At 47.8% G+C, this 22,554-nt stretch carries 18 protein-coding genes and 1 pseudogene; 9 read left to right on the top strand and 10 right to left on the bottom strand.

What is annotated here, in order from left to right; translation table 11 throughout:
- The first annotated feature begins 444 nt into the window (after positions 1–444).
- Together K4A83_RS03910 and K4A83_RS03915 are read left to right on the top strand one after the other, a co-directional pair.
- Complete coding sequence (locus K4A83_RS03910) at positions 445–981, top strand: methanogen output domain 1-containing protein (RefSeq protein WP_265263108.1); 537 nt, start codon at positions 445–447, stop codon at positions 979–981.
- Positions 982–986: 5 nt separating this feature from the next.
- Positions 987–2,369 (top strand): ATP-binding protein, encoded by a 1,383-nt coding sequence (locus K4A83_RS03915; RefSeq protein WP_265263109.1) that lies wholly within the window; start codon positions 987–989, stop codon positions 2,367–2,369.
- 176 nt (positions 2,370–2,545) lie between these two features.
- Here the strand turns inward: K4A83_RS03915 and K4A83_RS03920 are convergent, their stop codons facing one another.
- Complete coding sequence (locus K4A83_RS03920; RefSeq protein ID WP_265263110.1) at positions 2,546–4,297, bottom strand: sensor histidine kinase; 1,752 nt, start codon at positions 4,295–4,297, stop codon at positions 2,546–2,548.
- A gap of 127 nt (positions 4,298–4,424) precedes the next feature.
- Positions 4,425–5,444 carry a peptidoglycan-binding domain-containing protein gene (locus K4A83_RS03925; protein WP_265263111.1) on the bottom strand — a complete coding sequence of 340 codons (1,020 nt, stop codon included), beginning with the start codon at positions 5,442–5,444 and terminating at the stop codon, positions 4,425–4,427.
- A gap of 69 nt (positions 5,445–5,513) precedes the next feature.
- On the opposite strand from K4A83_RS03925, the gene K4A83_RS03930 reads away from it, so the two are divergent.
- The 4 genes and pseudogenes from K4A83_RS03930 to K4A83_RS03945 form a co-directional block, all read left to right on the top strand.
- Positions 5,514–6,305, top strand: coding sequence for a YdcF family protein (locus K4A83_RS03930; protein ID WP_265263112.1), 792 nt, complete (start codon positions 5,514–5,516; stop codon positions 6,303–6,305).
- Positions 6,306–6,496: 191 nt separating this feature from the next.
- Positions 6,497–7,672: a sulfate adenylyltransferase gene (gene sat / locus K4A83_RS03935; RefSeq protein WP_265263113.1), complete on the top strand. Its 1,176-nt coding sequence runs from the start codon at positions 6,497–6,499 to the stop codon at positions 7,670–7,672.
- A 105-nt stretch (positions 7,673–7,777) separates the two neighbouring features.
- The gene (locus K4A83_RS03940) at positions 7,778–10,039 is read left to right on the top strand and encodes a caspase family protein (RefSeq protein ID WP_265263114.1); all 2,262 of its coding nucleotides are present in this window, start codon (positions 7,778–7,780) and stop codon (positions 10,037–10,039) included.
- A 17-nt stretch (positions 10,040–10,056) separates the two neighbouring features.
- Positions 10,057–10,221: pseudogene (locus K4A83_RS03945) on the top strand (DUF4351 domain-containing protein); the annotation flags it as partial.
- On the opposite strand, the gene K4A83_RS03950 reads toward K4A83_RS03945, so the two are convergent.
- Entirely contained in the window at positions 10,218–11,069 is an 852-nt protein-coding gene (locus tag K4A83_RS03950) for a hypothetical protein (RefSeq protein ID WP_265263115.1), read from the bottom strand. The pseudogene K4A83_RS03945 and the gene K4A83_RS03950 overlap by 4 nt on opposite strands.
- Before the next feature lie 291 nt (positions 11,070–11,360).
- Here K4A83_RS03950 and K4A83_RS03955 point away from each other — a divergent pair, with 291 nt between their 5' ends.
- Positions 11,361–12,650, top strand: a complete 1,290-nt coding sequence (locus K4A83_RS03955; RefSeq protein WP_265263116.1) for an ATP-binding protein — start codon at positions 11,361–11,363, stop codon at positions 12,648–12,650.
- A 90-nt stretch (positions 12,651–12,740) separates the two neighbouring features.
- Here K4A83_RS03955 and K4A83_RS03960 read toward each other — a convergent pair whose 3' ends face one another.
- The 4 genes from K4A83_RS03960 to K4A83_RS03975 all read right to left on the bottom strand — a co-directional run bounded on the left by K4A83_RS03960 (position 12,741) and on the right by K4A83_RS03975 (position 16,658).
- Positions 12,741–12,977, bottom strand: coding sequence for a NifU family protein (locus tag K4A83_RS03960; protein WP_265263117.1), 237 nt, complete (start codon positions 12,975–12,977; stop codon positions 12,741–12,743).
- A 219-nt stretch (positions 12,978–13,196) separates the two neighbouring features.
- Positions 13,197–14,909, bottom strand: coding sequence for an ATP-binding protein (locus K4A83_RS03965; protein WP_265263118.1), 1,713 nt, complete (start codon positions 14,907–14,909; stop codon positions 13,197–13,199).
- 420 nt (positions 14,910–15,329) lie between these two features.
- Positions 15,330–15,560: a type II toxin-antitoxin system CcdA family antitoxin gene (locus K4A83_RS03970; protein ID WP_265263119.1), complete on the bottom strand. Its 231-nt coding sequence runs from the start codon at positions 15,558–15,560 to the stop codon at positions 15,330–15,332.
- A 201-nt stretch (positions 15,561–15,761) separates the two neighbouring features.
- Complete coding sequence (locus K4A83_RS03975; RefSeq protein ID WP_265263120.1) at positions 15,762–16,658, bottom strand: XDD3 family exosortase-dependent surface protein; 897 nt, start codon at positions 16,656–16,658, stop codon at positions 15,762–15,764.
- 470 nt (positions 16,659–17,128) lie between these two features.
- Here K4A83_RS03975 and K4A83_RS03980 point away from each other — a divergent pair, with 470 nt between their 5' ends.
- The gene (locus K4A83_RS03980) at positions 17,129–18,844 is read left to right on the top strand and encodes a glycoside hydrolase family protein (protein WP_265263121.1); all 1,716 of its coding nucleotides are present in this window, start codon (positions 17,129–17,131) and stop codon (positions 18,842–18,844) included.
- On the opposite strand, the gene K4A83_RS03985 is transcribed toward K4A83_RS03980, so the two are convergent.
- The gene (locus K4A83_RS03985) at positions 18,825–19,487 is read right to left on the bottom strand and encodes a dual OB domain-containing protein (RefSeq protein WP_265263122.1); all 663 of its coding nucleotides are present in this window, start codon (positions 19,485–19,487) and stop codon (positions 18,825–18,827) included. The two genes, K4A83_RS03980 and K4A83_RS03985, sit on opposite strands and share 20 nt — an antisense overlap.
- 164 nt (positions 19,488–19,651) lie before the next feature.
- On the opposite strand from K4A83_RS03985, the gene K4A83_RS03990 reads away from it, so the two are divergent.
- On the top strand, positions 19,652–20,965 hold the full coding sequence (locus K4A83_RS03990) for a dihydroorotase (protein WP_265263123.1): 1,314 nt from the start codon (positions 19,652–19,654) through the stop codon (positions 20,963–20,965).
- A 155-nt stretch (positions 20,966–21,120) separates the two neighbouring features.
- Here K4A83_RS03990 and K4A83_RS03995 read toward each other — a convergent pair whose 3' ends face one another.
- On the bottom strand, positions 21,121–21,885 hold the full coding sequence (locus K4A83_RS03995; RefSeq protein ID WP_265263124.1) for a Uma2 family endonuclease: 765 nt from the start codon (positions 21,883–21,885) through the stop codon (positions 21,121–21,123).
- 124 nt (positions 21,886–22,009) lie between these two features.
- Positions 22,010–22,477, bottom strand: coding sequence for a GNAT family N-acetyltransferase (locus K4A83_RS04000; protein ID WP_265263125.1), 468 nt, complete (start codon positions 22,475–22,477; stop codon positions 22,010–22,012).
- Positions 22,478–22,554 lie beyond the last annotated feature (77 nt).

The raw sequence follows: 22,554 nt of genomic DNA on the forward strand, positions 1-22,554 counted from the left end.
TACACCCCCGATTCTTTCATACTCAAATCCCCCTCAACTCCCCACTTTGCCCAAATGATGTAGAAATATTAATTCGTTCCGATACCCAATTTTAGCGACCAACAGCAAGCCAGTACATTTGATTGCATTGACAAAAATGGCGTACTATGTATTCAAAACGAATTGAGGCTAACTTTAGCTTTGAAACTTCATTGGTGGATAGTGGTATGACACCTAATCCTAAAAACTGTTAAGTTTTCCCCTTAACCTGCTATCTTCCCTCGACACTTAGCTCCAAAAAATGTCATCATCAATCCAGAAACAACTCAATCAAGTTGGGGATCCACTCCAGCTTGCTGAGGAGTCATATTCAGGCTTTTTTTCAGCAGCATCTGCCCATGTCTCGGCTTTCTCTAGCACTCCTCCTGAGTTAGCCGCTTTTTCACTCATTCAAGGAACACAACTATGACTGAAGCTTTAGCGAATTCATCTCCCTTACAAACCCTAGAAATTCCCTTAGAGCGAGATATTTTTTTACGCACCTTAATCCGGGAACTCGCTGGCACATTACAAAATGTGGTGGGTTTAGAAGAAGCCTCGGGCTTTATTAGTGTTGTAGGTCAGGCAATGGGTCGAGCCATTGATGAGGACTATAAATCAGCCCTCCAAGTGTCTAAACTCTCCCGTGAGCAAGTGACCCAAGTCTTATTAGACCTCAAACGACGGATTCAGGGTGATTTTTATGTCATCGAAGAAAGCGACGAAAAAATTGTCTTTGGTAATCGAGTTTGTCCCTTTGCCGACAAAGTATTAGATCGTCCTTCCATGTGTATGATGACCTCCAATGTTTTTGGCTCCATTGCGGCGGATAATCTTGGCTATGCCAAAGTGGAATTACAAGAAACCATTGCTCAAGGTCATGATGGCTGCCGAGTGGTAGTTTATCTTCAACTGACAGACGAGGCAGAAGATGCAGAAGGTCGGGAGTATTTTGGCGCGTAAAAACCATGACACCTGAACAGTTCCTAGACTTTGCCCGTGTTTTACCAGAACCCCTGTTGTTAGTCTCCATACAGGGGGAAATTCTCAATCTCAATCAAGGGAGTGCTAAATTACTCCAACGGAATCGGAAAGAATTACGAGGGTTACACTTGTTTGACTTGGTAGAAGAGACTGGGGAGCAGGTGCAAAATTATCTGCAAACCTGCGGCAGAAGTCGGCAACTGGTACTGGGGTCTTTAACCTTTGCATTACCTAACGGGGAGTCTCTCTTGTGTCGTGGAGAAGGGGGCGTTTTACAACCTGCTTCTGGGGACTCTCCCGCCTTAATTTTATTGCGTTTAGAAAAACGGGCTGCTGCGAATTTAGATTTTGCTGTTTTAAATCGAAAAATTGATGAACTCAGCCAAGAAATTCGCCGTCGCCAACAAATAGAGTCCCAACTGGTGGAAAAAAATCAACAACTTACGGATACGTTAGAGCAACTGAAAACCACCCAGTTTAAGCTGATTCAAACGGAAAAAATGTCTAGCTTGGGGCAGTTAGTGGCGGGAATTTCCCATGAGATTAATAATCCTGTGAGCTTTATTCTTGGCAATTTATCCCATGCAGAGGAATATGTGCAGAACTTAGTCCAGTTAGTCCGCTTTTATGAACAAGAATATCCTCATCCCGCTGCTAATATTGAAGCGTATAAACAAGAGATTGATCTCGATTTTATCTTAAAAGATTTAGATAGTTTACTGGGGTCAATGCGGATGGGAACTCAGCGTATTTTAGAAATTGTGAAATCTCTCCGTAACTTCTCCCGTTTGGATCAATCCGATGTGAAGCGGGTGGATATTCATGAAGGGATTGAAAGCACTCTGGTTATTCTGCGCAATCGTTTACAAACTTCTTTACGAGGAGCAGCCATTGAGGTGATTCGGGACTATGGGGATTTACCGTTAATTCACTGTTATCCCGGTCAACTCAATCAAGTGTTTATGAATTTGATTAGTAATGGGATTGATGCGTTGATTGAAGCGGATCTTGAACGCAATAGCGAGGAGATAGAACAGTATCCCGCTCAACTTTGTATCTCTACCCAACAGATAGAGGGTGAGCAGATTAGGATCACGATTAAAGATAATGGGCTGGGCATTTGCGACAAGGTGTGTCCCCATATTTTTGATCCATTTTTTACCACAAAACCTGTGGGAAAAGGAACAGGATTAGGACTTTCGATTAGTTATAAAATCATTACAGACCTCCATCAAGGTCAGTTGGTGTGTCATTCTGTTCCGGGTAAAGGTTCAGAATTCCGGGTGGAAATTCCGATCGAGCAACGGGTTTCTAAGGCTCAAGGCCAATCTGTGCAGAGGGTGAATGATGTGTATTTAGTGAGTTAAGTGAAGTTCTCCCCCGCTAACCCTTCGGGTATAACGGGCGACCCCTGCTGACTTTAGGTTGGAAACGGATTAAGGATGGTGGGTCAGGATTGCGACAATCTTGACCAGTTAGGCTGTTTCTCCTCTTGTCAAGGTCAGGGAATAGGCAATAATCAACAATTATCAATCCCCACATTTTACTGGTTACTGATTACTGTTTTGTTGGGGACGGGGAGAAGGATGGAGAAGGTCGTCCCGTGACCGGGTTTAGAGTTAAAGATCAGTTGTCCTTGATGTTTTTCCACGATAATTTGATAGCTGATAAATAATCCCATCCCTGTCCCTTGTCCAATGGGTTTGGTGGTAAAGAAGGGGTCAAAAATTTGATTTTGTAGGGTTGAGGGAATCCCCAAACCGTTGTCTGTGATGGCAATTAAAACCTTTCGCTGGGGGGTGAATTCTGTGGTAATTTCGAGGGTGGGATGGTTGGGTTGAGCTTGGGCGATCGCATCAATGGCATTATTAAGCAAATTCATGAACACCTGATTGAGTTGTCCGGGATGACATTCCACCCAAGGTAACTCCCCGTAGTGGCGGATAATCTCAATGTTGTGCTGTTCGAGACGGTTTTGTAATATCACCAGGGTACTTTCTAACCCTTGGTGAATATCCACCGCTTTCTGTTCCGCTTCATCCAGTCGGGAGAAGTTGCGCAGACTCTGCACGATGCGATGGATGCGTTCTGTTCCCTGTCGCATGGATGCAAGGACTTGGGGACAATCTTCCTTGAGATAGTCTAGGTCAATTTCGTGAATGTAGTCCTGAATATCTGGGGTAGCCGTGGGGAAAGCGGTGTGGTAGTCGTTGACCAGTTGTAAGAGGTCTTGTAGGTACTGGTTGACGTAGGGCAGGTTACTGTAGATAAAGCCGACGGAGTTGTTAATTTCGTGGGCAATGCCAGAGACTAATTGCCCTAAGGAGGACATTTTTTCTGTGTGAATCAGTTGGGCTTGGGTGGCTTGGAGTTGATTGAGGGTGTTTTGCAGAACTTTAATGGTTTGTTCGAGGCGATCGCTTTGTTCGAGAGTCGCTTGTTCAGAAATGTCTAGAAGTTCCGTCAGGGTGTTAACCTGAGAGCGCAAGCGGGTAATTAATTGTCGGCGGCCTCCGGTGGCCAAGCTTTTGAAATCAAACAGATCCTCAGATTCTGTTGTTTGGAAAACCGTCCCCCGATCAAAGGGTAAAATAGCCACTTTGATATTTAAAGCCAAAGGGCGGAATAATTCCAACATTTCCCCGGCTAGGGTGTTTCGTAGTCCCAAGAGGGTGACGAAACAACTCCCCGAAGGTAAAACCCCCCACAGGCCTACAATAGTTTGAACATTAAGAGTTTGAACATCAAGCATTTTCCCCCCAGAACATCCAGCCGAGGCGATCGCCTTTAAGCTATCTTGCCCCAGTTGAAACACCGGATTATATTGGGGAGAGAGGGCATGGGATTCAGTGATTTCTGAACCTAAAAAGAGATGACGGGGTAACTGGGCCTCTTCTAACAGGATAAACCAAGGGGAAGCCGAGGCAGAATCCGGATGGAGAGCGATCGCCTTTTTCCCCCCATTCCCTAAGCGTTGGGTACTAGAGAGTAAGAGCAAACAAGGGGTATTACTGCGTAGCGTTAAGGTAGAAACCCCACCCCTACCCGCCCCTAATTCTTGGCTTTCTAAAGCCCTTTGTAACTCCGGGGTTAAATCACCATAGAGATGAGTTTTCCAAAACTGCACCCATTCACAAACCGAGGAGTGATCTTGGGAGACGCCCAAATTCAACGCCAGACAATCTACTAAAGCTTGACTGACTTCCTCCATGCTATCCACTCCTCCCCCGCACTGGCGCAGAGCAAGGCCCAAGGTGGACATATCCCGCAATGAAAATGAAAACAGTTCAGACAACAGTCACCTCTCCAACGGCAAAATTAGGTTTAAAGAGTCACAAACATTGAGCAATTTCCTGCCGCTAGTTTTATCCTAAGTCGGATTTAGGGGGGGAATACTGACTCAGGCACATATCTTAATCAAACTAATTGCTGACACATTGAATATTCAGATCGGGAACTTGAGCTTGTAGAACCTTACAGGTACTAAATCCCACAATGCCATCGGGTAATAAATTATTGCGAATTTGGAATTGTTTGACCGCTATTTCTGTGCGGGGGCCAAAATAACCGTCGATTTCATCATCATAAAACCCCAGAATAGTTAACGCTCGTTGAATCAGTTCCACTTGAGACGTGCGATCGCCTCGTCTTACTAAAATCCCCTGTCGTCTCAGTTCATCCCCCATCGGACGACGGAAATCAGTTCCCCCCACAGAAGACGATCTTCTCGGAGAAGGAGAAAGTGCCGAGTCAGCCCTTGGGGGGGGAGTTCTCGTCGGAGTCGCCCTTTCTCCAAGGGAGGGAGTGGGGGGAGGAGTCCTCCTAGGGGATTCAGATTCTGTCCTTGTAGCCCCTAGAGTCCCATCATCACTCGATGCAGTCGATGGGGTACCCAGAGGAGCAGAAACCGCCCCATTGGATGGGGTGGTGGGGGCTTGGGTCACAGGAGAGGGAGATTCTGTCGCCTCCTCCGTTTCCTCTACTACAATCTCCTCATCCTCCTGCGATGCCTCCTCAATTTCAGGCTCAGGGGTCGTTTCTTCCGCCTCTAAGGGGGAAGAATCTACCTCTTGGACTGTTCCACCCTCCAACCCATTAGACTCCTCAGCGACCCGAGAAGCCCCTTCTAATAAATCCGTCGTAATTTGAACCGTTAAAATAATCGGTAAAGCAATCCCAATTAACAACGTAGTGACAATACCAAAGCGTAATTCTCGCACTTGACGCTTTAACAAGAGGAAGACCATCAAGAGCAACATCAATAGGGAGAGGAGGATCATCCCGCCGTAATTTTCGAGGATGGTATGGGGTGCAACTTCCGGTCTGTACTGAGGTTCTAAGGCTTCTTCTAGGGTGTTTTGAGCCATAAGGGGGGCAAAACGATCATGACCCAACGCCGGGCCAACAGAGGAAGGATTAGAGGGGAAATTGTGCGGTTGCATCCACTTGCGCTACTGTGATGTGATATTCAGAACCAGACTACATATTATCAGGAATCGCCATTGGGAAAGATGTTCCTCTACCTCTCTAAATTACTACCTATTTTCATTTACCCCATCGGCTTAACCTGTGTTTTATTGGTGGTGGCCTTTGTTTTAGGCTGGCGACAATCCCGTTGGACTCCCCTGCCTTTAGCGCTAGCCTTTCTCCTGTTAATGATATCGGGCAATGGTTGGGTGAACTCCCGTTTAGTGAGTCATTTAGAGTGGCAACATATTCCCCCGGCCGAACTGCCTCAAGCCGATGCCATTGTGGTGTTAGGGGGGGCCCTTAAACCGAAACTGCCCCCTCGACCGATGATTAATTTGAGTGACAAAGGCGATCGCGTTATCTATGCCGCCCAACTTTACCGAGACGGCAAAGCCCCCCTCATTATTGCCTCTGGGGGGCGGATTGATTGGTTAGGTCAACTCCCCCCAGAATCCGAAGACACAGCCCAATTTTTACAAATGTTAGGCGTTCCCCCCGAGGCCATCATCCAAGAATCTCGTTCCCTCAATACCCACCAGAACGCCATCTTTACCCGAGAAATCCTCATTGAACGAGGTCTTAAACGGATTTTATTAGTCACCTCCGCCCTCCATATGCCCCGTTCCTACTTAATATTCCAACGACAAGGCATAGAAACCATCCCCGCCCCGACAGATTTTCTCGCCACCTTCCCCACAGGGGATTCTAGTCCAGTGAGTTTCGGGACCCATCTCCTCAGTTTTCTCCCCGACACCGGGCGCGTCGCCACCACCACAGAAGCCTTGAAAGAGTATATTGGGCTATTGGTCTATCGGTTAAGAGGGTGGTTATAGGGAATTAATAATCATTAATCATTCATTAATAATTATTCCCGACTCCCGATTTGGCGCCCAAGCGCAACGACAAACCTGATGATTATTCGCGACTCATGACCTTCTCCCAGCTTTCCCCACTTCCCCCATTGAGATAGGATGAAGAATGGAACGTTAAAGCGGCCAGAACCCGCAATCAATCAAGATTTAGTATGACTACTCATGTTGATGGCATCGCGCCCCACGGCGGACATCTTATCAATCGCCTAGCTTCAGAAGCAGAACGACAGGAATTTTTAGCCCAAGGGGATCAACTGCCCCGCGTCCAATTGGATGAACGCGCCATTTCTGACCTACAAATGATTGCCATTGGGGGATTTAGTCCCTTAATGGGCTTCATGGAACAGGCCGACTATGAGCAAGTCGTTACAGAAATGCGCTTAGTCAATGGTACCGTCTGGTCAATCCCCATCACCCTTTCCGTCAGTCAAGAACAAGCCGATCCCATAAAAGAAGGGAATTGGGTGCGTTTAGATGATGCAGAAGGTCGTTTTATTGGGGTGTTGGAACTCACCCAGAAATACCACTACAACAAAGCCCATGAAGTCTTAAATGTCTACGGCACCGATGACATTAAACATCCGGGGGTTAAGGTGGTGTATGACCAAGGTGCGGTCAATTTAGCCGGCCCGGTGTGGTTGCTGCAACGAGATCCTCACCCTCTCTTCCCTCAATATCAAATTGATCCCCTTTTCTCTCGCGCTAAGTTTAAAGAATTAGGCTGGCAAACTATTGTAGGGTTTCAAACTCGCAACCCCATCCACCGCGCCCATGAGTATATTCAAAAATGCGCTCTAGAAACCGTGGATGGGTTGTTTTTACATCCCCTCGTCGGCGCAACTAAGAGCGATGATATTCCGGCGGATGTGCGGATGCGTTGCTATGAGATCATGCTAGAGCATTATTTCCCCCAAGACCGGGTAATGTTAGCCATTAATCCCTCAGCCATGCGCTATGCTGGCCCTCGGGAGGCGATTTTCCACGCCCTGATTCGGAAAAATTACGGCTGTACCCATTTTATTGTGGGACGAGATCATGCAGGTGTGGGGGACTATTACGGCACTTACGACGCTCAGAAGATTTTCGATCAGTTTGAACCCCAAGAGTTGGGGATTCAACCCATGAAGTTTGAACACGCTTTTTATTGCACCCGGACGCAACAAATGGCGACGACGAAAACCAGTCCGAGTAAGCTAGAGGAACGGATTCATCTATCGGGGACGAAGGTGCGGGAAATGTTACGACGGGGTGAGTTACCCCCTCCTCAATTCTCTCGTCCTGAAGTGGCGGCCGAGTTGGCCAAGGCGATGCAAGTCCCTGTTGCTTAAAATGGAAAGGAGGGGTTAAGGGGAAGGTGGTTAGTCCCTTTCCCCTCAACAACTAGAGTAAAAACCTGATACCCTGATAGGGTCGATGGATAGCGGACAAGGGCTATGGGATTGGATCGACGGACATTTTTACAAGGTTTGGGTTTAGGTCTGCTGACTTGGGGCGGACAGTGGATGGTTAGTCCCAAGGCCAAGGCTTTCCCTTTGGGTAATGCTTATGCTCAAGGTTTGGCAACTCCTACAGGGCGTAAGTTGGCGTTGTTGGTGGGGATTGATCAATATCCCTATAAGTCCCCGTTGCAGGGTTGTGGGACCGATGTTGCTCTACAACGGGAGTTATTAGTTCACCGCTTTGGCTTCCAACGGGGGGATATTGTCTCGTTGCTGAATCAGGAGGCAACGCGGGAAAATATCGAATCGGCTTTTTCAGAACACCTGATCCAACAAGCGAAGGAGGGGGATCGGGTGGTGTTTCATTTTAGTGGCTATGGCAGTCAGGTGCGCTTGCCGGGGACGACGGAAGAGGGGGAACTGTTGGTGCGGAGTTTGGTTCCGGCCGATGGGGTGATTGCCACGAAGGGGGAACCGGCGGTTAATGATTTGTTAGAGGAAACCTTGATTTTGTTGGCGCGATCGCTTTCCACTCGTCATGTCACCTTGGTGTTAGATACCAGTTATGCCAGCAATGGGCCAGAATTGCGGGGGAATTTGCGATCGCGCTCCAGCCCCAGTGAACCCGCCAAACGCCCCAGCCCGGAGGAATTAGCCTTTCAAGAACAGTTACGCCTTCTCCGTTCGGCCGGTCGCTCGGCCACCCCCCTCAATTGGGGAAAGTCCAGCTTTCCGGGCTTTATCCTGACAGCCGCCGCTCACGATCAACCGGCCTTGGAGAGTCAATGGAATGGCTTTAGTGCAGGTTTATTTACCTATGCCTTAACCCAATATCTCTGGGAAAGTACCCCCCCTAGCACGCTCTATATTAGCCTCACCCGAGCCACAGAAACCCTACGCCCCCTAACCACCCAGCAGCCCCAAGGCATTGGTACCTTTTCCGGCAATCCGCCCTTAGTCTATGACTTACCCCTTCAGCCCACTTTCGGGGCTGAGGGGGCAATTATCGCCATTGATGAAGAACAGAATATGGTGCAATTAACCCTCGGGGGGTTGCCTGCTGGGGTGTTAGATGTCTGTGGGAATTCCCGCTTTTGGGTGGTGGAGGGTGAGATTACCCCAGAAACCCCCCAAGTTCAAATCCGGTCCCGTAATGGGTTAAAAGCGAAAGCGAAGGGGGTAGACAGCCCCGCTACGGCCTTGAAAGTGGGGCAATGGGTACAGGAAGCCATTCGGGTCTTACCTCGCCATATCGGGCTAGTCGTGGCCTTAGATAACGCCTTGCAACGCATTGAACGGGTGGATGCTACCAGTGCCTTTGCCAATATTAAGGTGGTGTCCTCTGTGGTGACGGCCGGGGAACAACGGGCTGATTGTTTGTTTGGGAAGGCCAAATCCCCCCATCCGGTGACAGTGGCCATGACAGATTTACAGCCGTTAGATCGTCCCCCGACCAAGGGTTATGAGTTATTTTCCGTGGGCAATTTACCGATTCCTAATACTTTGGGCATGGCGGATGAAGCGGTACGGTCGGCAGTTAATCGCTTGATTCCCCATTTAAAAACCCTTTTAGCGGGTAAATTGTGGGGGTTAATGGTGAATGAGGGATCGTCTCGGTTGGGGGTGACGGTGCGTTTCCAACTGTTGCAACCTCAACCGATGACACTGTTGGAACGGTCTACAGGACGTTATCTCGGGGGGGTGATGAGTCAGAATGCTCCCAACTTGGCCGACCGCACCAGCACCCTGGTCACGCTGCCTGTGGGGGGGAAATTGGAATGTCAGTTAGTGAATCAAGGCGATCGCAAACTGTATGTGTTACTGGTGGGATTAGATCCCCTAGGCAACCCCCTTGTTCTCTATACTCCCGCCCTCTCTAGTCTTTCAGATCCCAACTACAACGCCATTGAGTCTAACTCCTTACAAATCGAGGCCGGGCAAACCCTCACCCTACCCCGCACACCGTCTAATCTTAACTGGTTTATTACGGGGTCTACCGGGGTGGTGGAATTATTTACCCTGTTTAGCACTGAACCCTTTAGCGAAACCCTCACCCTGTTGACCAGTTTAGCCAACAAGGGAGAAGGCGATCGCTTTGTAGAGTTACCCAACCCCCAAGAAGTCGCCCAGGCCATTTTACAGGATATTCACAACGCCAGCGCTGTTAGTCCCGACATCTTAAGTTCTCCAACTGATTTTTATGCCCTCAATGTGGAAACCTGGGCAGGTCTGCATTTTGTCTTACAGGTTGTCTAAACTAGGAAGGAGAGCGATCGCTTATTCTCCGTCTCTTAACTCGTTGCTACCTAGAAATTCCCCCCCAGATGCAAACCCAAATCGAAGCCTTGAGCGTAGAACAACTAGAAACCCTAGGCGAGGCACTCTTAGACTTTTCCCGCTTAGAAGAAGTGGAGCAATGGCTACAAAACCTAACCTAACTATCCACGGCCATTTTTTCTAACTTGCGAGAAAAACCCGAGGACTTCTTATCCAGTAAAGGGATGAATTTACGGATGGCGCTGGGGTAGTAGGGGACGCTGTTAGGGTTCACTGAGGGCAATGTGGGGCTTTCTGGCTTGCCTTTTAGGGGTTTAGACTCTGTGAGAGGTTCTGGGGCTGTTTCAGCCGTTGCTGGGGCGGCTAGGGGCATTTCCTCGGGTTTTAATTCTAGATTGGACAGGGTTTCTCGTTCTGAGGGGGTGGGTTCTAACCTCTGGGAAAAATCTCCCCTGAACCACTCATCGGGTAATACAATGGGCAACACTGTTAAGGGTGCGATAGGGGTACTATCTAACTCCAACTCCTCCCCCTCCCACTCCAACAACTGAGAGAGATGTTGTTCCCCCAAGTCCAGATTTATCTCTGAGTCTCCATCTAAGCCCACTTCTTCCACTCTAACCTCGGTTTCCTCTTGCACCTTGTCCTCCTGATCATCCAAATAATCTAGATACTCAGGTACAGGTTCCGCTTCTGCGGCGAAGTAGTCCGGAAACTTCCGACAGATTAACCGTTCAAAATCTGCCGTAAAGCGGGGAAAGGGCTGTTCCCGTCGCAACCACAAGCGTAAGATTTGTTCCACTGACACGCCCTTATAGCGTCCCTGATATAAGGCTTCAATCACTGCTGAACGAATCCAACTGGCCTCATAAATCTCTAACCATTGCAAGACTAACTCGGCTGCTGTGACCCCTTTGGTGTCAAAACCATAGTAGGACATCAACACCACCGCTTGAACAACGGCTGACTTTTGGGAGAAACCTGAAGATGAAAAACCGGAAGATGTCATCGAAAAAATCAGGGTGAGTAAAGGAGGAAAAATCCACTCTAGGAAGAGCTAAAAGCCCTTAGCATTGAGTCACGACACCCTAATATTACCGAAAAGGGTGAGAATCAGTGCAAGATAGTAGGAGTATCAATATTTTGCGTCGGACAAAATCTACGGTCGGGCAGACCGGAAGTAACGCTTTAGGAGTCGCGGCCCCTACTCTGGTTATAGCAGTCTGGCTAGGGCAAGCGGCGACGTTGATTAACAAATCCCTGTGTCTTTAGACTGGGGATTGTCTAAACTCAGCTAATTATGTCTCCGTCAAATCCATCCATCTACGTCCTCCAACAAAAAGCCGCCTCGCTGCTGCTTTATCAAGGTGTTCTACAGCATCCCATTGGGGAGGCCTTTCTCACTCTGCTTGATGCGTTACAAACGGCTAACCCTATCCTCTGCCTCCAAGCTTACGCCCATTGGTTTCGCCAACTCGCCACGAGTAACCAAAGTTGGCAAGATTATCTGGTGAATTCGGTTTTGTGGGATGATAACCCCTTCAGCCAGCAGGTTCAACGGACTTCTGTGGAAGACTTACCCCCTGTTCTGGTTCAAGCTGTTACCCAAGATTTACAGGCCCTCCAAGCTCTCTATCAATGCACTGGGGAACAGTTAAGTTATTGGGTGCAGAATCTCTCGAAAAGTATTGTCGCCCCTGTGCCTTGGAATTTAGACATTCCCCCTGTTTGTCCGGGGGCTTTTCTCCATCAACAAGTTCACTGGGAGGAGGCGGTGATTAAGTTGGCGGTGTACTATCAACAGCATGGCTGTGGGATTTTTGCCCGTTATCGGGCTTTACGCTGGCAAGATGGGGAGTTTGTGGGGATTCCTAACCCGGACCCGGTGCAAATCTCGGAAATTATGGGCTACGAAGGTCAAAAACGGGCTTTAATCCGCAATACGGAGTTTTTGTTAGCTAGTCATCCTGCTCTTCATGTGTTGCTCTACGGCAGTCGGGGGACGGGGAAATCTTCCTTGGTCAAGGGATTGCTCAATCAGTTTGGGGAGTGCGGGTTACGTTTGGTGGAGGTGGAAAAGTCTCATCTCAATGCGTTGCCGGAAATTGTGGAGTGTCTGCGGGGGGTGCCGCAAAAGTTTATTATTTTTGTGGATGATCTGTCTTTTGAGGAGAATGATGAGGCGTTTAAGTCGATGAAGGTGGTTCTTGAAGGCAGTGTGACGGCTAGGGCGCAAAATGTGGTGGTGTATGCAACTTCTAACCGTCGTCATCTGGTGCGGGAGTTTTTTAGCGATCGCCCTCGTCCCCAAGATGCCTCAGAAATCCACTACTGGGACACGGTACAGGAAAAACTTTCTTTTAGCGATCGCTTTGGTCTGACCCTTACCTTTGAACCCGCCAACCAAGACACTTACTTACAAATTGTCCACCATCTCGCCCGGGAGTCGCAAATTAACATTAATGCGGCTGACTTGGAATTTCGAGCGAAACAGTGGGCAACTCGCAATAATGGGCGTTCTGGTCGAACTGCCAAGCAGTTTATCGAACAGTTGCGCGCCGAGTTAGCCATGATGAACAATGGCCTCTAATCCGTCGGCATCCCACCCCAAAACGGCGGCGAATTGTTGGGTTTCGCGCTCCGTTGCACCCAAACTATGCGCCCAAACTATGCGCCCAAACTAAATGACTTGTTCTACTTCGGCAATTTCCGGGATAAACTCCCGCAAACGCCGTTCAATCCCCATTCTCAAGGTCATGGTGGAACTGGGACAAGACCCACAAGCCCCTTGTAAACGCAGTTTCACCACTGGCCCGTCAATTTCCACTAATTCCACATTTCCACCATCCGCCATCAAATAAGGGCGCATTTCATCGAGAACTTGTTCCACATTGTCGCTGGTTAGTGCTAATGACATTGTTTCTGATCCTTATTGCTTATTTCACCAAAACCACCCCAAACTGAGGTGAGATGATAGCCCAACGGCCACCCTTCTATTGTCTAATCCTTAGGGCATTCTGTCATCTGGCAAAAGACAGAACGATCCTTTGACCATTCCCCGATCCATAGAGGAATTCTCCGTTTCACTGTTCCTCTGTGCTATAGCGTTTCCATTGGAGTTTTGTAATCCAGTGGCTTAATCTTGACTGACTTTCATAATAGGCATTTGGAATAGAGGCACGGTAAACGTGACGGTAGATCCCAAATCTTCCCCCATACTAAAGAAATTAATAGTTCCCCCCATTGCTTCAATTAACTTCTGGGAAATGGCTAAACCTAAACCCGTTCCTCCGTATTTTTTCGTCCGTCCTCCATCAACGGTGCTGAATTTTTGGAATAAGCGGGGTTGTTCTTCTAAGGCTACGCCAATCCCCGTATCTGCGACGCGAATCCGTACACTTCCGGGGAATTTTTGACCATTAAAGGTCAGGGGTTTTTTCAAGATATCTGCACTGATGGTAATGCCGCCCTCGTGAGTAAATTTAATGGCATTCCCCACTAAATTCAACATAACTTGTAACAGGCGTTGATAGTTACCATAAACCATGATGGGATCCCGGGTTGATGGGGTTTGAATCTCATAACTGAGCTTTTTCTGAAGCGCCTGAGTTCGGGTAAAGTTTTCGACGTTTTCAAATAATAATCCAAGTCTAAAATCGGAGAGTTCTAAGTCTAGTTTTCCGGCTTCAATTTTGGCAACATCTAAAATATCGTTGATTAAATTGAGCAAATGAAGGGCGGATTTATGGGCTTCTTCGAGAAATTCCCGTTGTTCTAAGGGATCATCGGCCATGCCGTCTAGAATTAAGCGTAAAAAGCCGATAATCCCGTTGAGGGGGGTGCGTAATTCGTGGGAGGTACTGGCGAGGAAATCACTTTTTAAACGGGAGGCTTCTTCGGCTTTTTTGCTGGCTAATTCTAATTCTTTGTAGAGGGTGGCGTGGGCAATGGCTGTTCCAACTTGGGCGGCAAACTCACGCAGCAACTCGATTTCTGCCTCTCCCCAATACCGATGGCGATCGCATTGTTGCAAGCAAATCAGCGCATTCCGTTGATTTTGATAGAACGTAGAGGCAATCAAAACCGATTTCTGCTCAAAGGTTTCTACCGCTAACTCATCGAGTGCAACAGGATCTGAACTCTGCAAAGCTTGCTGTAAATAGGGTTCATTTTCCAAATACAGGCGCTCGCCCAACATGGGTTTATAGGGTTTTTGGCAATATTCCGCCTCCACCCGAAACACCTTATTTTCCATATCATAGGAAATAATCAAACAACGGCTCACCTCCAAGGTTTCCCCCAGTCCATCCACCGTTTGCCGCCAAATAATATCTAAATCTAAGGTTTTACGAATATTCCGCAACAACTCACCCAGCAAATTTTGATAGGGATGACGGCGAATATTGCGCATAATTTGCTGCGCTAAATTTTGATAACTATCCGGTTCTGGGGTGAGGGCTGTATAACTGGTTTTAGAAATCACCTTTTCATCTAAACAATGCCCCATCACTAACACCGAAGAAACCACTTCCCCCGAATTGAAAACAGGAGTAATAACTAACTCCATCGGCACTGTATAATCACCGTATTGGAACAAGCAATGATAAGTCTCAGGAATGCGTCGTTCCATCACCCTTTGAATATGCTCCCGATACTGGTTCATTTCCACCGGAGCAAAGGCAGGATTTTCGGAATTTCTGATCACATCTTCTGGATTAAAACCGTATTCTTCTGCATACTTCCAGTAAAATGAAAGATACTGACCTTGGTTATTTTGCAGGTAAACTAATTCAGGTCCTAAGTCTGATAAGCAGATCGTTGTCGCTGAAAATACGGGTGCAGATGTCATAGCAGTCGATCCGAAGAAGGTTGTGCTTGAAGGATTGAAATAATGAAGATTAAATCCGCAAGATGGGTTTGTAGAACTTTGTTTGAACTAGACTGGCTCAAATCTAATCACCTGATGATTCTAAACTACCTATTTTAGGCTATCGATTTTTTGGGCAGTTGCAACGTTTCTGAAGCTTACACTGTACAGAGTTCCCGTCACAGGTTTCACCGTTGTCCTTCCCCTTGAGTCATCACAAGTTAGTATGAACAAATGTGAAGCCTTGCCTGCCCAAAGTTTTGAATCCTATCCTTGTTCCTTGTTGTTATGAATGAGGTTTAGCCCCCCCTTCCAAACTGCACCCACCTTAACTCAGTTATTTACAACTTAGTGATAGGGTGGGGACTTTTTTAGGAATGGCTTTCCTACTGACTCTCCTACTTAATCGTTCCATTCCCCACGAGGTGGTACAGGAGGATTGCGACGGAACGTTCGGGTTAATTCATCATCCCGTTCCCGTTCTCCTCTCAGCCATTGTTTAATCGCGGATTCAATCACCCGACTGGGGTCATTGGTTAGGTGTCTCAACTGATCGAGTAGGTCGGAGTCAAGTTGGATCGAGACTTCTACCTTCTCAGCCAGTCGCTGAGTTGGGGTTGCATTGTCGTTCATATCCCATGCCCTACTTTGTACTTATCTTTAATTCTACCTCTAATATTGAAAGAAGGCTCACGCTTTCCTCGTCAGCTATTGGTAACAACTTCCGCTCTTATTCCCTTTAGAGTATTGGGCAACCTTGACAAGTTAAGCTGGTGTGCATTCACAGTAATCAGAGATTGTTGACACCTTTTCCCTGTTCCCTTTCCCTGTTCCCTAGGGAGATTTGCGGGTGCAAAATCCCACTAGAGCAACCACCATTGCCATTAAAACGGAAGGTTCCGGCACAGGTTGGGGATCTGGATCGAGATCGGGGGAAGGAGTGGGATTGGGGGGAGGAGGAAAGGCGGAACCGGGTTGAAACTGCCCAATCATGCCCATTGTATCGGCCCCAGATTGAGCCATCACATGACCAATCCAATCTAAATTCCCATCAGGTAAGAGAGAACGAGCAAAACTAAAGCCAAAGATAGAACTGCCGAGAGGTTGTCCAGAAAAATCTAAACCCAGTAAGGTGAGTTGGTTTTGCTCGAAAAGCTGAATATCGCCTAATTTGGTGCCGCTACCCATAACGGAACGACCATAAGCGCCTAGATAATTTTGGGATTCGCCAATGCCTAAGCCTGTAATATTAGTCACTTGACCGCCAGACTGCCAGACTTGTTGATTGTATTGGTCATAGTTGGCCCAGTCGGCTGTAAACAAAAGACTGTCGTTGGGGTTGAGTTGATAAACCCCTAATCCTTCCGTCGCCCCGGAACTATTTTCTGCATCGAAGTGAACCGCTAAGAGGTTGCCATTGGCTAAAGAACTATCAATGCTGGGATTTTGCCAGTAGTTGAAGTTTAAGAAGAAATCCCCCCAAGGATTGGTTCCCCCTAATGAGAGATTGCTATTAAAGGCAAAGTAAATATTTTCCGAGTCTTGGGCGTAGGCTAACCCAAACATCTCACTTTCACTGGATACCCCCAAGGTACTAATACCATCAGAGGAGGAGTCCGCTGCGTAGTTCCAAGTGAGAGAGGCCGCTTGGGTGGCAGAAGTTGCGATCGCCCATAAAACAGCACTCACAGTAGCTAGTTGTAACGGTTTGGTGAGAAGTTGAGTCATCATCGTCCCTGGTCCCCTGTGCTTTAAGCAAAAATAATTGGCTTGTAGATGATTGCCCCTGATGATTCCTATTCCTTCCTATCTTCTAATTTAACCGATCCCGTAGTGACCTTGTATAAAAAATAGCCAATCTTCATCTAATCTTTACAGAGAACCGCCAAATTTTAAACGCCGTTTATTCAGCTTGTCGGGAATAATAGCTTTATAGCAAAAAACTTGATATATATAACTTTCAGCCTATATTGCGGAAAATATTTAAGCATTTATTAGGACACAGGGGAAAATATTTATATTTTCTTAGTTCAGTAAAAATACTGAGCCAAGAAGCAAAAACCGTGCTAATTGGAGGTTTGACCTTTTTGGAGCGGGGTTGAGTCATGGGGGGAGAACACCGAGGAGGGGTTTTTGTCCTGACCCCTCAAAGGGAAGATGTAAGATAAATTGAAATCGGTACAGGGTTGAACGGGATAAAAATGACGCAGCAAAAAGTTTGGTTTGGGGACATTCAAAACATCTTTGTTTTGGGGGAAATGGATCTCGAAGCGATCGCCTATTCCCTCGAAGCCACCCTACAAAACCCCCAAGAACCCTTAAATTTTCCCGCCCACCTCAACACAGACCAAAGTCCTCGTCTGGTGGCCCTATCCGCTAGTGACGGGGAAACAACCGCCCAATGCGCTTGGGGAGGGGGTCGAGGGATTACCCAAGCCGTAGAAAATGCCCTGACTCAACTGCGTCCTCAGTTGCCCCCCGCCATCACTTGGTTCAAACTCGACATCGTGCAGAAAGTCGTCCCCGTCCATCGTTTAAACTCCGACCTCCCCATCCCCCTAGAACGGAGTCTCTACGGTTTAGCCTTTGATGCCGACTCCCAAATTGCCTTCCTGCCCGAACACCTCCACATCCACAACCTCGTTAACAGCGAATTACACCTACAACCGAAGCGAATTAAAAAATACCTACAAACCCATCCCCAACAACTGGCTGCCTACGAACGCATTGAGCAGGCCAAAGAAATCAAATTTTATCAATTTGAGTCTCGGAGTTTCTTCTGGGACGGAAAAACCCTAAAATCCCTGTTTCGGGGACATCGTATTTTCAACTATCAAACCCTCTCCCCCGACCAAATCCTAGAAGCCGCCATCACCGGAGGCAACTACCTAAAAGCCTCCCTCAACTCCGAGGGACAATTTCTTTATCGTTACCTCCCCCAGTCCGACCAAACCCCACCAGAGTACAACATCCTGCGCCATGCCGGGACTATTTACGCCCTCCTCGAACTCTACGAAGTGACCCAAGACAAAGAATTACTCGAAGTTTGTCTTTCTGCCATCTCCTACCTCCTCCAATCCATGTATCCCGCCCCCTCCCCCGGTGTCGGAACCTGCATCGTAGAAAATGGTTACGCCAAACTCGGAGGCAACGCCTTAACCATCATTGCCCTCGCCAAATATACCGAACTCACCCAAGATAAACCCTACGTCCCCATTATTTTAGAACTCGGGAAACGCATCCGTAGCCTGCAACAACCCGACGGCACCTTTACCCTCCACAAACAAGCCTATCCCGACGGCACCGACAGTCAATTTGTCTCCCAATACTACCCCGCTGAGGCCATCCTCTCCCTCCTACGTCTCTATCGTCTGACCCGCGATACCACTTGGTTAGATAATGCCGACACCGCCGCCACCACCCTGATTGAGAAACGGGAAGCCGTCCCTGATGAACTCCTCCCCCATGATCACTGGCTGCTCTATGCCCTCCGTGAACTCTTTCCCGAACGTCCTTCCGCCCTCTACCTGACCCATGCTGGACGGATTGCCGATGCGATCGCCCAAGCCCAAAACCGTGACCCCCTCGACATCGACTGGTTAGGCAGCTTCTACTATCCTCCCCTCACCATCCCCACAGCCGTCCGTATGGAGGGACTCTGTGCCGCCTACCACCTCGCCCAAGACTCCGGCAATCCAGAAGCCGCCGACTTGATTTTTGAAGCCCTACAGCTAGGCATCACCTTCCAACTCCACACCCAGTATTACCCCGAAACCGCCCTCTACCTACCCCACCCCCAAAAAGTCCTAGGCGCCTTCCGTAAAGGCATCACCGAATTTGAAATCCGCATCGACTACATCCAGCACAATATTTCCAGCCTATTGGGGATGTATCGTATTATGAAGAACAGGGGATAACCGAAGCGATTAACTTCCAACAGGGACTTCCCTCTTCCTTCCACCCCGGAGGCACCCAAGGCCAACTGAGGCTAAACGTCACCAAACAATGGGAAGGCGGAGTATCTCCCAAACTCAACCGCCGATTGAACACCGGATCCGTAATAATCCCCGTCATCTCCCGTCCCGTCACCGTGATCACCGTCCCTGACCACTTTTCCATCGCCTCAAAACGTTTACCCGTTGAACGCACCTGAAAATCCACCGCTTCCACTAACTGCAACGTCTGGCGTTCTCCGAAGGATAAAGATTGCAAATACTCCATTGTAACATACCGTTGATCATTGTGGAGAATATGCCCTTCATTTTCACAGAAAGGCTGCAAGAAATTAACCGAAACGTGACCTAATCGTTTCCATGTTCCCGGTAACAGCACCCGGTTTTCCCGTTCCCAATCCTCCTCACTCGGCATTCCCTCTAAGGGGATATCTAAAACCTCTAATAAAGCAGGTTCAATGCCATTAATTTGGCGCATTTCCTTGGAAATCTTTCCTTTTTCTAAATCAGAAATAGGACGAATCCACTGTTTTGTAAACGTATCAATTCCCGCAATGCAGCGTTCTCCATGTTTCCAAGAATTGGCTAGACAAACAATTCGAGTCATTGGTTCAAGGGGTCTTAAAAACGGGGTAGAATTAGAAAACACCAAAGAACATCCTGACCCGAATTTTAGATCAGGATTTGACCTCAGACCGTGAAGCCAAGAACTAACCTTTGGCTTGGATTCCGTTCCAAATCTTACCACAGATTTTATTCCCCCAAATTACGATGACTGCTAACTTACTGATCCGTCAAGCTCAGATTTTGCTCCCCAATCAGGATTTCCTAAAAGGAGATGTGCGCATTGAACAAGGCAAAATCAGCGCCATTGCCTCTGAACTCGAAGCCCAAACCGAGGATAAAATCATTGAGGCCGAAGGTTTAACCCTCTTTCCGGGTGTAATTGACCCCCAAGTGCATTTCCGGGAACCAGGCCTCGAACACAAAGAAGACCTCTTTACAGCCAGTTGTGCCTGTGCGCGGGGCGGAGTGACATCCTTCCTCGAAATGCCCAACACCCGCCCCCTGACCACCACCCAAGCAGCACTAGACGATAAATTACAACGGGCTGCCCAGAAATGTCTCGTCAACTATGGGTTTTTTATGGGTGCAACCCCGGAAAATTTACCCGACCTACGAGAGGCGAACCCTAGCTGTGGGATTAAGATATTTATGGGGTCTGCTCATGGAGCGTTGTTAGTGAGTACCGAGGCCGAAATAGAACCCATTTTTGCCACCGGAACCCGCTTAATTGCCGTTCATGCAGAAGACCAAGGGCGGATTAATGAGCGCCGTCAACAATTCACTGATTTTTCTGACCCGGCCGTTCACTCTCAAATTCAAGACCCCCAAGCGGCTTTAAATGCGACCCAGTTGGCGCTGAAATTGTCCAAAAAATACCAGCGTCGTTTACATATTTTGCATCTTTCGACCGGGATTGAGGCGCAATTCTTGCGGCAGGAAAAACCCAGTTGGGTGACAGCAGAAGTTACGCCCCAACATTTGTTATTAAATCAAACGGCTTACGCCAAAATTGGCACCTTAGCCCAAATGAATCCCCCCCTAAGAACGGAATGGGATAATGAAGTATTATGGCGGGCTTTATTGGACGGGGTGATTGATTTTATTGCTACAGACCACGCTCCCCATACCTTGGAAGAGAAAGCGAAACCTTATCCTTTATCGCCTTCGGGAATGCCGGGGGTTGAAACTTCTTTTCCTTTGATGTTAACCCAAGCGAAACGGGGGCGCTGTACCTATGCACAGGTGGCCAATTGGATGTCTACGGCTGTGGCTAAGGCCTATAACATCCCCAACAAGGGCTTAATTGAGGTGGGCTATGATGGGGATTTAGTGTTAGTAAATTTGGAGCGAGAACACCCGGTTTTGCGGGAGGAGGTGGTTTCTAAGTGTGGTTGGAGTCCCTTTGAGGGATGGATGCTCACGGGTTGGCCGGAATATACCATTGTTGGGGGTCAAGTGGCCTATGAACGGGGGGTGCTTCATACGGAAGTGCGAGGAAAGGCTTTGAGTTTTGGTTAAAATTGGAGGGGGGAAGCGTAGGCTTCTCCCCTTTAAATTCTCTGGTTCTAAGCTATTTAGCATCCCCTAATGCGTTATTTTTTACCGCAGAACAAGTCTTTCAATGGCTCAAAATGGGGGCTTAGGGAGAAGTGCAATACGGCAAACTCCAGAATTTAGCCTTCCGGGTCAATGCCTAGCGCTCTCAGTTGTGCCGCTAATCGTTCCGCTCGTTGGTCAGCTTGTTGGGCCCGTTGCCTTTCCTGTTCCGCTCGTTGGCGTTCCTGTTCCGCTCTTTGGTCAGCTTGCCGGGCCCGTTGGTCAGCTTGCCGGGCCTGTTGGTCAGCTTGTTCAGCGCGTTGTCTTTCCTGCTCGGCCCGTTGTTCCAAATCCAAAAAGCTCAAGAATGGTCGCCCATCAGGACGATAAAGTTCCAACGTCGTCCCAGTTACAACAAAACGAATCCCTAAACGAGGACTTATCCAGTTCTGGATTTCTTCAATCGCTCTCAATCCTTCTGCTGTGCGATACAGTCCATGTAAATCATTACGGTCTGGGTTGTAAATATAATATTCTTCCACCCCGTAATCATTGTAAAATTCCTGCTTTTTGAGCATCTCTTTTAAACGATTGCCGGGGGACAGGATTTCAAATACGACTTGAGGGGCAATATTATCCTCTTCCCATTGTCGATAAGATCCTCGTTCTCCCTTTGGACGGCCAAATGCGACTAAAGCATCGGGAGCGACTCGGATTTCCGGGTGTCCTTCTACGGGGTACCACAGTAAGTCTCCGGCCACAAACACATCGGGCTGGTCAGCAAAGAGCAGTTCTAGGTTTTCTTTAATCAGGACAATCCAGCGAAATTGTAGGGTATTGTCTGCCATGGGCTGACCGTCACTGTCGGGGTAGAGTATCTCACAATCCAAGGAAATGGTCATAGGAATTATCTCCTCTGGGTGAGGGGGAATCGTCTTTTTTAGTTTAGCAAATTTTGAGAAAAATAGACCTATATTTGCCTTCTCATTGTTCACTTCTCAACTGAACTGTTGCTCTTCCAAGTTGTTAACTTCTCAATAATTGCTTTTGTAAAAAAACACTTAAAGGATCTTCTTTGTAACAATCAAAAGGGGGACAGGGTTGATATCCTCGTTTTTCGTATAGCCTTAAGGCTTCCGGCTGAAGAATACCAGTTTCTAAACGAATCCAAGGAAGGTTCAAGGAGATGGCAGACTTTTCCAGACTGGCTAAAAGGCGATCGCCAATTTTTAACCGTCGAAACTCGGGTTTGACAAACAACCGCTTGATCTCACCGTATTTCCCCTGCTGGTCTATTAAAGCTCCACATCCAATTACTTCCTCTTGCAAACAAGCCGCTAAAAAGGTCACATTGGGTTGTCGCAGAGATTCAAGGGAGGGAATATAATTCACCTCTGGGGGATATAACTCCATTAAATATTGATTTAATCGCTCCAGCAATTGACCAATTTTCGGTTCAGCCGGATCGCTCACTCGGATCACAAAATTATCCATAGTTGACAAAAGGGCAACCTCAATCCGAGGATTCACTGCCAATCAAAATATAGAACGATTCTATATTACTCACGCAA

Source organism: Spirulina subsalsa FACHB-351 (genome assembly GCF_026130165.1).
Taxonomy (GTDB): Bacteria; Cyanobacteriota; Cyanobacteriia; order Cyanobacteriales; family Spirulinaceae; genus Spirulina_A; species Spirulina_A subsalsa_A.

Coding starts and splice junctions, on each gene's coding strand:
- K4A83_RS03910 (WP_265263108.1), top strand. CDS start 445: ATGACTGAAGCTTTAGCGAATTCATCTCCCTTACAAACCCTAGAAATT.
- K4A83_RS03915 (WP_265263109.1), top strand. CDS start 987: ATGACACCTGAACAGTTCCTAGACTTTGCCCGTGTTTTACCAGAACCC.
- K4A83_RS03925 (WP_265263111.1), bottom strand. CDS start 5,444: ATGCAACCGCACAATTTCCCCTCTAATCCTTCCTCTGTTGGCCCGGCG.
- K4A83_RS03930 (WP_265263112.1), top strand. CDS start 5,514: ATGTTCCTCTACCTCTCTAAATTACTACCTATTTTCATTTACCCCATC.
- sat (WP_265263113.1), top strand. CDS start 6,497: ATGACTACTCATGTTGATGGCATCGCGCCCCACGGCGGACATCTTATC.
- K4A83_RS03940 (WP_265263114.1), top strand. CDS start 7,778: ATGGGATTGGATCGACGGACATTTTTACAAGGTTTGGGTTTAGGTCTG.
- K4A83_RS03950 (WP_265263115.1), bottom strand. CDS start 11,069: ATGACATCTTCCGGTTTTTCATCTTCAGGTTTCTCCCAAAAGTCAGCC.
- K4A83_RS03955 (WP_265263116.1), top strand. CDS start 11,361: ATGTCTCCGTCAAATCCATCCATCTACGTCCTCCAACAAAAAGCCGCC.
- K4A83_RS03960 (WP_265263117.1), bottom strand. CDS start 12,977: ATGTCATTAGCACTAACCAGCGACAATGTGGAACAAGTTCTCGATGAA.
- K4A83_RS03965 (WP_265263118.1), bottom strand. CDS start 14,909: ATGACATCTGCACCCGTATTTTCAGCGACAACGATCTGCTTATCAGAC.
- K4A83_RS03970 (WP_265263119.1), bottom strand. CDS start 15,560: ATGAACGACAATGCAACCCCAACTCAGCGACTGGCTGAGAAGGTAGAA.
- K4A83_RS03975 (WP_265263120.1), bottom strand. CDS start 16,658: ATGATGACTCAACTTCTCACCAAACCGTTACAACTAGCTACTGTGAGT.
- K4A83_RS03980 (WP_265263121.1), top strand. CDS start 17,129: ATGACGCAGCAAAAAGTTTGGTTTGGGGACATTCAAAACATCTTTGTT.
- K4A83_RS03985 (WP_265263122.1), bottom strand. CDS start 19,487: ATGACTCGAATTGTTTGTCTAGCCAATTCTTGGAAACATGGAGAACGC.
- K4A83_RS03990 (WP_265263123.1), top strand. CDS start 19,652: ATGACTGCTAACTTACTGATCCGTCAAGCTCAGATTTTGCTCCCCAAT.
- K4A83_RS03995 (WP_265263124.1), bottom strand. CDS start 21,885: ATGACCATTTCCTTGGATTGTGAGATACTCTACCCCGACAGTGACGGT.
- K4A83_RS04000 (WP_265263125.1), bottom strand. CDS start 22,477: ATGGATAATTTTGTGATCCGAGTGAGCGATCCGGCTGAACCGAAAATT.